The 13,377-nt window shown below is 40.0% G+C and carries 15 protein-coding genes; all 15 read right to left on the reverse strand.

Annotated features, from left to right (window positions below; translation table 11 throughout):
• Positions 1-64: 64 nt before the first annotated feature.
• The 15 genes from HMPREF1639_RS03570 to leuS all read right to left on the reverse strand — a co-directional run bounded on the left by HMPREF1639_RS03570 (position 65) and on the right by leuS (position 13,037).
• Complete coding sequence (locus HMPREF1639_RS03570) at positions 65-895, reverse strand: EFR1 family ferrodoxin (protein ID WP_052045404.1); 831 nt, start codon at positions 893-895, stop codon at positions 65-67.
• Positions 896-906: 11 nt separating this feature from the next.
• Positions 907-1,251 carry a histidine triad nucleotide-binding protein gene (locus HMPREF1639_RS03575; RefSeq protein WP_036763330.1) on the reverse strand — a complete coding sequence of 115 codons (345 nt, stop codon included), beginning with the start codon at positions 1,249-1,251 and terminating at the stop codon, positions 907-909.
• A 20-nt stretch (positions 1,252-1,271) separates the two neighbouring features.
• A complete protein-coding gene (locus tag HMPREF1639_RS03580; protein WP_036763333.1) occupies positions 1,272-1,595 on the reverse strand; it encodes a putative heavy metal-binding protein in 324 nt (107 codons plus the stop codon).
• A gap of 68 nt (positions 1,596-1,663) precedes the next feature.
• A complete protein-coding gene (gene mtaB / locus HMPREF1639_RS03585) occupies positions 1,664-2,959 on the reverse strand; it encodes a tRNA (N(6)-L-threonylcarbamoyladenosine(37)-C(2))-methylthiotransferase MtaB (RefSeq protein ID WP_036763335.1) in 1,296 nt (431 codons plus the stop codon).
• Between the two features lies 1 nt (position 2,960).
• Entirely contained in the window at positions 2,961-3,737 is a 777-nt protein-coding gene (locus HMPREF1639_RS03590; protein WP_036763337.1) for an RsmE family RNA methyltransferase, read from the reverse strand.
• An 8-nt stretch (positions 3,738-3,745) separates the two neighbouring features.
• Positions 3,746-4,696: a 50S ribosomal protein L11 methyltransferase gene (gene prmA, locus HMPREF1639_RS03595; RefSeq protein WP_036763342.1), complete on the reverse strand. Its 951-nt coding sequence runs from the start codon at positions 4,694-4,696 to the stop codon at positions 3,746-3,748.
• Between the two features lie 194 nt (positions 4,697-4,890).
• Positions 4,891-5,268 (reverse strand): RidA family protein, encoded by a 378-nt coding sequence (locus HMPREF1639_RS03600; protein ID WP_036763343.1) that lies wholly within the window; start codon positions 5,266-5,268, stop codon positions 4,891-4,893.
• Between the two features lie 198 nt (positions 5,269-5,466).
• A complete protein-coding gene (gene ilvA, locus HMPREF1639_RS03605) occupies positions 5,467-6,684 on the reverse strand; it encodes a threonine ammonia-lyase (protein WP_036763344.1) in 1,218 nt (405 codons plus the stop codon).
• A gap of 156 nt (positions 6,685-6,840) precedes the next feature.
• Positions 6,841-7,227, reverse strand: coding sequence for a YhbY family RNA-binding protein (locus HMPREF1639_RS03610; RefSeq protein ID WP_036763348.1), 387 nt, complete (start codon positions 7,225-7,227; stop codon positions 6,841-6,843).
• A gap of 34 nt (positions 7,228-7,261) precedes the next feature.
• The gene (obgE, locus tag HMPREF1639_RS03615; protein WP_036763350.1) at positions 7,262-8,542 is read right to left on the reverse strand and encodes a GTPase ObgE; all 1,281 of its coding nucleotides are present in this window, start codon (positions 8,540-8,542) and stop codon (positions 7,262-7,264) included.
• A gap of 61 nt (positions 8,543-8,603) precedes the next feature.
• Complete coding sequence (rpmA, locus tag HMPREF1639_RS03620) at positions 8,604-8,894, reverse strand: 50S ribosomal protein L27 (protein ID WP_036763352.1); 291 nt, start codon at positions 8,892-8,894, stop codon at positions 8,604-8,606.
• Between the two features lie 13 nt (positions 8,895-8,907).
• The gene (locus HMPREF1639_RS03625; RefSeq protein ID WP_036763354.1) at positions 8,908-9,225 is read right to left on the reverse strand and encodes a ribosomal-processing cysteine protease Prp; all 318 of its coding nucleotides are present in this window, start codon (positions 9,223-9,225) and stop codon (positions 8,908-8,910) included.
• A 5-nt stretch (positions 9,226-9,230) separates the two neighbouring features.
• Positions 9,231-9,539, reverse strand: a complete 309-nt coding sequence (gene rplU / locus HMPREF1639_RS03630; protein ID WP_036763357.1) for a 50S ribosomal protein L21 — start codon at positions 9,537-9,539, stop codon at positions 9,231-9,233.
• A 141-nt stretch (positions 9,540-9,680) separates the two neighbouring features.
• Entirely contained in the window at positions 9,681-10,607 is a 927-nt protein-coding gene (locus tag HMPREF1639_RS03635; protein WP_036763360.1) for a DMT family transporter, read from the reverse strand.
• A gap of 9 nt (positions 10,608-10,616) precedes the next feature.
• Positions 10,617-13,037: a leucine--tRNA ligase gene (gene leuS / locus HMPREF1639_RS03640; protein ID WP_036763361.1), complete on the reverse strand. Its 2,421-nt coding sequence runs from the start codon at positions 13,035-13,037 to the stop codon at positions 10,617-10,619.
• Positions 13,038-13,377: the final 340 nt, after the last annotated feature.

The following is a 13,377-nucleotide window of genomic DNA, read 5'->3' on the forward strand; positions in this document are numbered from 1 at the left end:
GTTGTAATCTCTATTTTTTATTTCAAAAACTCCATACTTATTTTACACTATCATGGACTTTTCTTTAAATATATAGCTGAAAAATATTGTCTGCCCTTCTTGTGAAGTTATTTCTAACCATGGCTACATGGGACAAGAAATCTTCATCATCAAAATACTTGGCCCCCTGAGGGCACTTCCTAATGCAGGCCTGACACTTGATACAAATACCTGGCACGTCAGAGTAATTTTCCCTGCTGATACTGTCCATTGGACAGACCCTGTAACATATGCCACACTGGTCACACTTGGACTCATCAGTCTTTGGCTTGGCCTTTAAAAACTTGGCTGGAGTCATATCCTCTTTAAGAGGCTTGTAATAAGGCTCCGGCTCATAATCATCTGGCAGGGTAATCGGTTCTAGGTCATCTTCTTTCAATTTTTCACCCAAGTCAGCTACAAAAGACCTATACTCCTCAAAGTCAGCGGTATCTGGCCTAGCCCTACCTATATCATCAGAAAAGGCGTGCCTAGCTACTAGACATCCACCTGCCAAGACAGAAAAACCTGCCCCTTGACAGACTGACCTCAACTCATTAAGGGCATCTCCAGGACTCCTGTTGCCATATACCACCAGGGGAACAGCATAGCTACCTTGTCCCTTGAGACAGACAGCTAGATCTCCAACAATCTTGTTGGGTATCCTACTGGCATAGACTGGACTGACCACAAATACTAGATCACCCTTAGAAAACTCGTGTAGGGACTTTCTAGATGCCAAATTAGTCAAGTCCATTTCTTCAAGGTCTAGTCCCATCATTTCTGCAGCCGTAAATCCTATCTTTTGGGATATCTTCTTACATCCACCAGTAGGACTAAAGTACACTGCAAAAATTCTCTCGATTGGATTTTTCAATTTTATCCCTCCTAGTCAGTTACTAGTCTAGTAAGTGGCTTACCTGCTAGTAAATGATAGTGGATATGTGGAACTTCCTGACCACCATCCTTACCACAATTATTTATAATCCTATATCCATTTTCAGCAAAACCTTCCTGCTTGGCTATCTTCCTAATAGCCCTGTGCATATCTGCAATTATATCCATTTCATCCATAGGTATATCTTCTAGGCTAGCATAGTGCTTTTTTGGAACAACCAAAATATGCACTGGTGTAACTGGGTTCATGTCCTTAAATGCTGCCACCTTGTCATCTTCATAGACCATATTAGTTGGTATTTCACCATTTGCTAACTTACAAAAAATGCAATCCATTTCCTTACCTCCACATCTTACTAATAATTCAACCTTACTGCTGTTCCTGAGCAAGTCACCATCAGCATGCCATTATCAGCACCCAAAACCTCATAGTCCATCTTTACTCCTACTACTGCATCAGCCCCCATAGCCTGGGCCCTAGTTTCTAGTTCTCTCAGAGCATTTTCCCTAGCAGTCATCAACTCTTCTTCATAGCCCTGGCTTCTTCCACCAAAGATATTCCTTAGACCTGCACCAATATCCTTGAATATATTGATACCTGTGATTACCTCGCCGAAAACTATACCCAAGTATGCTTCAACATTTCTACCTTCTACACTTCCAGTCGTTGTAATTATCATACAAACACCCTCCTTAAATTAATTATACTCAATTAAATATATTGTAATCCATTAAATATATTACTCTCCTAGGCCAAGACTCCTATACAATAGTCATCACATACTTCAACTATCCTTACTGGCAATATCTTTCCTCTTATATCCCTATCTGCCTTCACTTTTATCCTGATATAGTTGTCAGTCAGGCCTTCATAGTAGCCCTCCTTGTCAACTTCCTCAAAAAGTACCTTGAGGTCGACATCCTTGAACTGGTCAGCAAAGTATTTGAAATTCTTTGTCGATAGGGCAAGCAATGAATCACTCCTCATCTGCTTCATCTGAGGGTCAACCTGACCATCCATGCTGGCTGCAGGCGTTCCCTTCCTAGGCGAATACTTAAAAACGTGCATATGCATCAGTTTTAAGTCTTTTAGGTAGGCAAGAGTCTGAGAAAATTCCTCATTTGTCTCACCTGGGAAACCTACTATTACATCTGTCGTCAAGGATACTCCTGGTATTTTTGCCCTTAACTTGTCAACTGTATTCTTATATTCTCCTGTAGTATACCTCCTATTCATCCTCTTTAGGGTAGCATCACAGCCACTCTGAAGTGATAGATGGTAGTGGGGAACTAACTTGTCTATCTTGCTAATCTGGTCTATAAAGTCTTCTGTAAATAGGACTGGCTCAACTGAACTCAACCTGATCCTCTCTATTCCTTCTATATCATTTACGTCTTTTATGATAGTCAATATGTCGATATCTTCAGTTAGGTCCCTACCATAAGAGGCTACATGTATACCGGTTAAAACTACCTCCTTGTAGCCATTGGCAGCCAGATTTTCTATTTCTTCTATGATGCCTTGCCTGTCCCTAGACCTGATCCTTCCCCTAGCATAGGGAATGATACAGTAGCTACAATACCTATCACAGCCGTCCTGTATCTTTATAAAGGCCCTTGTCTTGCCATTTGTCTGGCTAATTTCTATCTCTTCAAATTTCCTGACCTTCATTATGTCGTCAACTGTGCTGACCTTGGAATTAGAATCTATCTTTTCAACCTTGTCTACAATAGTCCTCCTGTCATTGGTCCCCATTACCAGGTTGACATCGTCTATATCCAGAATTTCTTCTGGTGAAACCTGTGAATAGCAACCTACAACAGCTATTATAGAGTCTGGATTTTTCTTTTTTACACGCCTAATATACTGTCTAGACTTCCTGTCAGACATATGGGTAACTGTACAGGTGTTGATTACATATACATCTGCAAAGTCCTCACTGCCTACATTTTCATAACCATTTTTCTCAAACATTTCAAGCATTGCTTCGGTCTCATACTGGTTGACCTTACAGCCTAATGTATAAAATGCCACTTTTTTCAAATTATATTCCTCCTATATCGCCCAGCTCATACAAGGTAATTGCTGTGGCCACAATGGATGCTGTCTCCGTCCTAAATATCCTAGGTCCCATGGTTACAGAAGCTATGCCAGCCTCCTTTACCTCTGCGTTTTCTTCCTCAGAAAAACCACCTTCAGGCCCTATAAAAATACCTAGGTTGACCACATCCTTGTCCCTTACTATATTCTTTACCTGGTTATCCTGCAAGGCTTCCTTGATACCCAGGCTCTTCTCTGCCTCATAGGGACAGATATTTATATCATTTTTTGCCATATCCTCAAGTGCCTCCTTAAAGGACATTAGGCCTCTTAGCTTGGGTAGTATCCCCCTCTTTGACTGTTTGGCAGCCTCATAAATTATCCTTTCCCAGCGGTCAAACTTCTTGTCAGCCTTAGCTTCCTTGATATTTACAACCGACCTCTTGGTATTTACTAGAATAATCTCGGCTACACCAGCCTCTGTCAGCTTTTGCAGTATTATCTCCATCTTGCTTGATTTTGGTAGGCCTTGGTAAAGCTTGACCCTGACCTTGGATTCCCTGTTTACATCCACTTCCTCCAAGATAGATAGGTCAATCCTAACCTTGTCCATTGACTCAATCTGACATATATACTCCTTATTATTGGAATCACATACCTCAATCTTGTCACCCTGGCCATACCTCAATACCTTGCTAATATGCTTGACATCATCGCCCCCTATATAGAGGCTCCTATTATTCAAGTCGATCTGACTTGGTTCAACAAAAAACCTATCCATAGTTTCTCCTACTTAGCAACTACACAGGCCCATTCGCCCTTCTTCTCAACATTGACTATTTCAAATCCATTTTCTTCAAGACTGGCAACGACCTCGTCTACCTTGGCCAAGATGATACCAGATGATATAAAGATACCGTCCTCTTTTAAGAAATCTTTGACGTCCTTGGCTAGAATCATAATTATATCGGCTATAATATTAGCTACAACTATATCAGCCTTCCTGTCCTTGTCCATATCATCTGCAAGGTTACCTTCCATGGCTACCATGGCATGACCTAGCCCATTTTTTTCTATATTTTCCTTGGCTACCTTGACAGCCACAGCATCTATATCTATACCTACTACGTCCTTGGCACCCAGCTTGGCAGCAGTGATACCAAGTATACCACTACCACAGCCTATATCAAATACAGTAGAATCTTTTCCCACATACTTTTCTAGGTTGGCTATACACATACTTGTAGTCTCGTGACTGCCTGTACCAAAGGCCATACCTGGGTCCATCCTGATAACTATATCATGGCCAAGGGCTTCATAATCCTCCCATTCTGGCTTGATAACTATATTCTTGCCTATCCTGCTAGGCTTGTAGTATTGCTTCCAATTGTTGGCCCAGTCCTCTTCCTTGACAGAGTCTGTATATACCTTGCCTTCACCTATATCTATACCGTAGTCAGTTAATTTTTTTACTTCCTCACTAATTGTCTTGATAAAACCTTCTACATCCTTTTCTTCGGAAATATAAGTCTTGATTCTGACAGAGTCATCTCCATCAGCCCTCTGAAATAGTTCTTCCTCGGCATAGTCCCAGTCGTATTCATGGGCCTTTTGAAAGAAAAAGTCCTTTGGATCATCTATCATGGCACCCTGGGCACCATGCTCGTATAATATATTTGTAATGGCCTCAACAGCCTCAGTTGTAGTCTTTACAGTTACTTCTATCCATGTATCACTCATCTTAAACCTCCTCATATCTTTACCTTTTTATTATATCATTTTTTTGTCTCAATTAAAAGGAAATCACCCTCTTCAAAATTTTTACAATAAAAAAGGAAAGGTTCAACATTTGTTTGCCTAAGCTTAAAATGTTAACCTTTCCTCTAGGGCCCCCAATTAAGTAACCCCTACTATTCAAATATTATTATGTCCAATTATAGAACTACTAATACTTCTACTTCTACTCTTGCTCCCTTTGGCAATTCAGCTACTGCTACGCAAGATCTAGCTGGCTTGTGGTCACCAAAGAAGTCTGCATATACTTCGTTTACTGGACCGAAATCAGCCATATCAACTATATATACTGTAGTCTTTACTACGTTTGTTACGTCAGCCCCTATTTCATCTAAAACAGCCTTTACGTTCTTTAGTGACTGAGCTGCCTGAGCCTTTATATCTCCTTCTACTAGTAGACCAGTCTCTGGCACTAGTGGCACCTGACCTGAGCAGTATACTACATTTCCTACCTTTATAGCCTGTGAATATGGTCCAACTGCTGCTGGAGCCTTATCTGTGAATATCACTTCTCCCATTTCTTTACCTCCACTTTCTTTTTAGCTTAACTTTTTTCTTTTTACCTTATTTTTAAACTTAAACCGCCTATAATTATACATTAATCATAGGTTTTTTTCAATATTTTTTATGCCTTGCTAGGATTATTAAAAATATATATTATCAAACTTTGCATAAACTCAGTCTTTATATAAACTCAGCCTTTTACAAATCCATCCTTATATAAATTCTACCTTTATTCCATTTTCTACAAAGGCAGACTTCATTGAATTTATCTGATCAAAGTCAACTGTTTCTATAGTTACTTCTACTGTCTGCTTCTTTATATATCTACCTGTAGCTAGCTTGTCCTGGTTGATTGTAAGGACATTACCACCATTCTTTGCTATGATTGTAACTAGTGTAGATAGGGCACCTGGCACGTCTGGCAATTCAGCAACTATACTGATTCTTCTACCCTGTCTCTTAAGTGCAACTGACATTATCCTGTAAAGTGTATTGATGTCTACATTACCACCTGATACTACGCATACTACTCTTTCACCTGCTGCTGGCTTGTACTTTTCAGATAGAAGGGCTGCTGTAGAAACTGCACCTGCACCTTCACTTACTAGCTTCTGATTTTCCATCATAAATAGGATAGCTTCAGCTATTTCTTCTTCTGTAACAGTGATTATATCATCTACATACTTAGATATTATATCGAATGTAAGGCTACCTGGAGTCTTAACTGCTATACCGTCAGCAATTGTGATGTCATTGAAGGCAGATGTTATCTTGCCATTTTCAAAAGACTTCTTCATTGAAGGTATATTACAAGTCTGCACACCTATTACCTTTATATTTGGATTTAATTCCTTTAGGGCAGTCGCTATACCAGCGATTATTCCACCACCACCGATTGGAACTAAAACTGTATCTACATTTCCATCTAACTGTTCAAATATTTCTAGACCTATTGTTCCCTGACCTGCTATTACATGCTTGTCATCAAAAGGATGTAGGAATGTTGCTCCAGTCTGAGCCTGTAATTCTACAGCTTTTGCATAGGCGTCATCATATACTGTTCCGTTTAAAACTACTTCCGCTCCGTAACTCTTAGTTGCAGCCACCTTTGATATTGGTGCATTGGCAGGCATGCATATAGTTGCCTTGATACCAGCATTTCTAGCACCTAGGGCTACACCCTGGGCATGGTTACCTGCACTTGATGCTATTACTCCACAAGCCTTTTCTTCATCAGTTAGGTGGGCTATCTTGTTGCAAGCACCCCTAATCTTGAATGATCCTGTCCTTTGTAAATTTTCACACTTATAGAAAACCTGTGCTCCTGTTTTTTCTGACAATCTTACATTTTCTAGTAGGTCAGTTCTCAAAACCACATCTTCAATTATACTTCTTGCTTCTTTTACATCTTCTAATGTTACTCTTTCCATCTTAATACTCCTTTTATTTTAGAGAGTTCTACAAACACCCTCCTTATTTTATAGTAACCAAAAAAAGTCCTACAGTTAGGATAATACTACTATAGGACTAAAATTTCAACACTTATTTTTAACTTTTTATATTTTTTTAACAAGCTTGCAAGTTATTTATTTTTTCTTGCTTATTGACCTAATAGTTGCCTGCTTTTTAGTGATTCTCTTGCTACTAGGTTCTCTCTTATCCTTTGGCTTTGCCTGCTCATGGCCAGGAAAAACAATTTTTGGATTTTCGTTATTTTTCTTATAAATAGTAAATTTGCTACCTATGGCCTGGACAAATTCAGCCCTTATGTCAGCACATATTGCATTAGCCGCTTCCTTGGCATCTATACCAGCATTGTCTAGTATTGTCACCTTTACTAGCTCTCTAGCCCTTAGCTGGTCTTCTAGCTGGTCCAAAAATTCATGTGTGATGCCCTCCTTACCAATCTGGTTGGTAGGTTTTATAGTATTGGCCAATGCCCTTAGATAGGCCCTCTTCTTGCCATTTAACATTTAGCTTCCTCCTTTTTAATATTAAGTCTAAAACCTAGTTATAGAATTCAAATTCTAATTCGTAAATCTTGACAGTATCTCCGTCTTCTATTCCTGCTTCTCTTAGCATATCAAAGACACCCTTACTTTCCATCTGAGCCTGGAAGAATTGTAGTGATTCCATATCATCAAAGTTTACTGAGTACATAATCCTTCTCAATTCCTTACCAGTAACTACGTAGATACCTTCTTCATCCACTTCAATCTTCAAGCCTTCTTCATCATCTGTATCAAGCTCTGGCCTATACATCTCTTCCTGACTAACTAGCTCTACTTCCTCTACTTCATTTAGGAGCTGGCTGACCCTATCGATTACCTGGTCTACACCATCCCTAGTTGCCGCTGACATCTTGAATACTTCATAGCCCTTGTCTTCCATGGCCTTTTTGAAGTTTTCATATATAGACTCATCAAATAAAAGGTCTGACTTATTTGCAACCACTAGCTGTGGTCTTGTAGCCAACTTTTCATTGTAAAGCCTCAATTCTTCATTTATCTTTTCAAAGTCATCGATAGGGTCTCTGCCCTCGATACCTGAAATATCTACAATATGAACTAAGACCTTAGTCCTCTCTACGTGCCTCAAGAAGTCATGACCAAGTCCAACTCCGTCTGCAGCGCCTTCAATGATACCTGGTATGTCTGCTATTACAAAGGACTCTCCATGACGTGTCTGTACTACACCTAGGTTTGGAGTAAGGGTCGTAAAGTGGTAGTTGGCTATCTTTGGCTTGGCTGATGTCACAACTGATAGGAAGGTAGACTTACCTACATTAGGGAAGCCCAACAATCCCACATCGGCTATCATCTTCAACTCTAGAGTAATCCATCTTTCCTGACCATCTGTACCCGATTTAGCGAAGGCTGGAGCCTGCCTTACCGCATTGGCAAAGTGCTGGTTACCCTTACCACCGTAGCCACCTCTAGCGACTACGGCCTGGTCTCCTGCCTTTTTAAGGTCAGCTATAATCAAGCCTGTCTTTTCGTCCCTGATGATAGTTCCTTCTGGTACGCTCAAAATTAGGTCTTCACCATTTTTTCCTGCTCGTCTCTTCTTGGATCCGTCTTCACCATGCTGGGCCGAATACTTCTTCTTATATTTAAAATCCATCAAGGTCCTTAGTCCAGTATCAGCTACCATGATAATGCTGGCACCTCTACCGCCATCACCACCATCTGGTCCACCAGCTGGTACGTATTTTTCCCTTCTAAAGGATACTGAACCGTTGCCGCCGTTACCTGCCTTGACAAATATTCTAGCCTTGTCTATAAACATTGTTACACCTCCTTCTTTTTCAAAAAATGGGCTATCGAAATTCGATAGCCCATCAACTGTATTATTCAGCGATTTCTACTGGATATATACTTACTTTCTTTCTCTTCTTGTCTAATCTTTCGAACTTAACTTTTCCATCAACAAGTGCGAATAGAGTATCATCTCCACCCTTTCCAACATTTGTTCCAGGATGAATCTTAGTTCCTCTCTGTCTAACTATGATAGAACCAGCAGTTACTGTCTGACCATCGAATCTCTTAACACCAAGTCTCTTAGAAATCGAATCTCTACCATTCTTAGAAGAACCAACTCCCTTCTTAGATGCAAGAAGCTGTAAATTCATTTTTAACATCTGGAGTCACCCCCTACTTTTCATATATTTTTATGTTTTTTGGATATTCTCTACTTATCTCTTCCAAGGTACGTTTTAGGTGGTTTAACAAGAGCTGGGATTTTTCCATATCATCATCCTTGACGACAGCTGATATAAAACCCTCCATGGCATCCTGGACCTCAAAACCTACACCTTGTAGCTCTTCAAGTGAATTGATAACCCCGACTGCATTAGACGTGGCAGACGCACAAACTATATCGTATCCAAATTCGCCATAATTTGCGTGACCCTTCAATTCAAAGCCCTTAATTTTAAATTCGTCATTATAATAAAATGTTACTTTAATCATGATGACTATGCGTTGATCTTTTCAACTACAATCTTAGTATATAGCTGACGATGACCGTTCTTTCTTCTGTAGTCTTTCTTTGGCTTGTACTTATAAACGATTATTTTCTTAGCCTTACCCTGTTCTACGACCTTAGCCTGAACAGATGCACCTTCAACTACAGGAGTACCTAACTTAAGTTCACCCTTGTTTACTGCTAATACTTCATCTAAAGTAACAACATCACCTTCGTTAGCCTCTAGCTTTTCCACGAATAGAACATCACCTTCAGAAACCTTATACTGCTTTCCTCCAGTCTTAACTATAGCGTACATGTATACACCTCCTTGTTCTCAAACTCGCCGGATCAGGTACCTACTCAAAAGTAGAATTTTTTGCCAAGCACTGCTAATGCGTGCAGCCACCTTTACCGTGCGGCAATTACTCATACAGTATACTAAATAAAATCTTTAATGTCAAGAAGTTTTTTCTATTTTTCTCTTTGGCAATTCTATCTGGGCCAATACTATGGCAATTACCATTACTAGACATCCCAGCATTTCCTTTGGAACCAATCTTTCACCCAAGATTAAAATTCCGGCAACAAGGGAGAATATGGCTTCCGTACTCATGATAAGTGACGCTATCGTCGGCGATATACTCTTCTGGCCAACAACCTGTAGGGTAAAGCCTACTCCACTTGATAGGATACCTGTGTAAAGTATGGCCACACCAGCTGCCTTGACTGCTTCTATAGTCACAGTTTCCTTAAATAGGACCACTATCAAGGACAAGATACCACAAGTTATAAACTGGGTCATATTCATCTTGATTGAGTCAACCTTAGGGGCAAATATATCTACCAACACTATCTGGAAACCAAATAATATGGCTGATATAAATACCAAAAAGTCACCCTTCTCTATTACAAAACCTTCCTTAATAGATATCAAGTATAGACCAACTGCAGCAATTAAAACACATATCCAGGTTTTTATAGAAGGTCTCCTGCCATAGAATACTCCCATTAAAGGCACTAGGACTATATACATAGTAGTTATAAATCCTGCCTTAGATGCACTTGTACTCACCATACCAACCTGTTGGAAACTCATTGCCAGGAATAGGGATACTCCAGCAAGTGTTCCTCCTACCAATAGGTTTTTTGTCACTAGCTTTGGCTTGAAGTTGGCTTCCTTGTAGTGTCTTGCATTCTTGTACCTAAAAAATAAACTAACCAATAAGAGGAAACTTGTACTCAACAAACATCTAAAGAAGTTGAAGGCAAAGGGTCCTATGTGCTCCATACCCGTCCTTTGGAATATGAAGGCCAAACCCCAAATGATAGCTGTTATGGTCAATAAAATTATCCCCTTAGTTTCTTTTCTCTTTTTTTCATTCATTTCTAACCTCTACTTTATAACTATATTCACTAGCTTAGAAGGTATAGCTATCACCTTGACTACATTCTTTCCTTCTATAAATTCTTTTATCTTTTCGTCATTTAGGGCTAGGTCCTTCATGGCGTCTTGGTCTATGCCTACTGGGGCATTAATCTTATTTCTAACCTTACCATTTACCTGTACGATTATCTCGACTTCATCCAACTGGATAGCTGATTCATCGTAGTCTGGCCACCCTATATCAAATATGCTGGCTTCCTTGCCTATCATAGCCCACAATTCTTCACCTAGATGTGGAGCAAATGGAGCAAGTATTACTACTACAACCTCTATAGCCTCCTTGATAACAGCATCATTTCTATCATCCAATTCCTTGTACTTGTAAAGGTCGTTTATTAGTTCCATTAGGGCTGCTATAGCAGTATTGAAACCAAACTTGTCACTTAGGTCTTCTGTAACCTTCTTCAAGGTGTTGTTAGTCTTGGCCCTCATATCCTTGTCAGCCTTAGTCAACTCACCAAATTCAGCATCTGTTTTTGTAATCTCTGCCAATTCATCAACCAACCTGTATACCCTGTTCAAGAACTTGAAGCAACCTTCAACCCCCTGTTCAGACCATTCTAGGTCTCTTTCTGGTGGGGCAGCAAATAGGATAAATAGTCTAGCTGTATCAGCACCATATTTTTCAATCAAGTCAACTGGTGATACAGTGTTGCCCTTGGACTTGGACATCTTTGCCCCATCCATCAATACCATACCCTGAGTTAATAGGTTCTTGAAAGGTTCATCATGGCTAGTCCAGCCTAGCTTCTTGAAGGCCTTAGTAAACCATCTCGCATACAATAGATGAAGGATAGCGTGCTCTACTCCACCTATGTACTGGTCAACTGGTAGCCAGTTATTTACCACATCAGTGTCGAATGGCATATCAGTATTCTGCTTGTCTGTATACCTCATATAGTACCATGAAGAGTCTACAAATGTGTCCATTGTATCTATCTCTCTTCTAGCTGGCTTGCCACACTTAGGGCAAGTGCACTGGCTAAAAGTCTTTGAGCTTGCTAGAGGAGACTCTCCCTTTCCAGTAAATTCTACGTCTGTAGGAAGTAGGACTGGTAGGTCCTTCTCATCTACTGGAACAATACCACAATCATCACAGTATACAACTGGAATAGGACATCCCCAGTACCTCTGTCTAGAGATTAGCCAGTCTCTTAGTCTATAGTTAGTCTTCTTGTTACCCCTACCCATAGCTTCTAGCTTTTCAACTATCTTATCAAAGGCTTCATTCTTGTCCATACCATCGAATTCGCCTGAGTTTATCATCTTGTCGTCTTCATCTATTACAGGTATTATCTCTAGTCCAAACTTCTTGGCAAAGTCATTATCCCTATCATCATGGGCAGCAACACCCATTACAGCACCTGTTCCGTAGTCAGCTAATACATAGTTGGCTATCCATATAGGCATCTTCTTGCCAGTAAGTGGGTTGATCACGTACTTACCTATAAACTTACCTTCCTTTTCTAGGTCAGCAGCTTCTCTCTCTATTTGAGTCATTGTGTGCATCTTGGCCAAGAATTCATCCAAAACTGGCTCGTATTCTGTACCAGCAACTAAGTCTCTGGCCAACTGGGCTTCTGGGGCAACTACCATAAATGTAGACCCAAATATTGTATCTGGCCTAGTTGTATAGACCATTATTTCCTGGTCACTTCCATCTATCTTGAATGTCACATTGGCACCATAGCTCTTACCTATCCAGTTTTTCTGCATCAACCTTACCTTTTCTGGCCATCCATCTAACTTGTCTAGGTCAGCCAAGAGCTCTTCTGAAAATTCAGTAGTCTTGAAGTACCACTGCTCTAACTCTTTCTTCTCAACAAGGCTACCGCATCTTTCACATTCTCCCTGAACTACCTGCTCATTGGCCAATACTGTCTCACATGAAGGACACCAGTTTACATATGACTTTTTCTTGTAGGCCAAACCAGCCTTCAAAAATTCTAAGAATATCTTCTGAGTCCATCTATAGTATTCAGGAGTCGAAGTCGCTACTTCCTTGTCCCAATCATAGCTAAGACCCAACATACTCAACTGTTCTTTCATTTCTTCTATGTTTGACATAGTCCATGGATGTGGATGGATATTATTCTTTATAGCTGCATTTTCAGCTGGTAGACCAAATGAGTCCCAACCCATTGGATGTAATACGTTATATCCTTCCATCTTCTTGAACCTCGCTACCACGTCACCTATCGAATAATTCCTAACGTGACCCATATGTATCTTGCCTGATGGATATGGAAACATCTCCAAGCAATAGTACTTCGGCTTTGACGTGTCTCTTGTATCCATCTTGTACTGGCCCTTTTCATCCCAGACCTTCTGCCATTTCTTTTCTATACTTTTAAAATCGTATACGCTCATACTTACCTCCTACACAAATATAAATTTTCTAATAATAAACAAGAAAAAAGCCCCTAAACTAAATGTTTAGGGACGATGATATTCTCGCGGTACCACCCTAATTTCCAAATAATATTTGGACTCTCGATGTCGTTAAACCAACTACGGTTATATAGCTTGACCGGCAAGTTCAAAGTTCACCATTACCAACTTCCACCCTACGTTGGTTCTCTGAGAATAGTTAGCCCCTACTACTCCGCCTATATTTATATATTAAATTTTGCTTTCTGACTAACAAATTTAACCAAAAAACTTATGACTTATATTAACATAAAGCCCTTGCCTTGTCAATATTTAAAAG

It is taken from the genome of Peptostreptococcus sp. MV1 (assembly GCF_000758885.1).
Taxonomy (GTDB): Bacteria; Bacillota; Clostridia; order Peptostreptococcales; family Peptostreptococcaceae; genus Peptostreptococcus.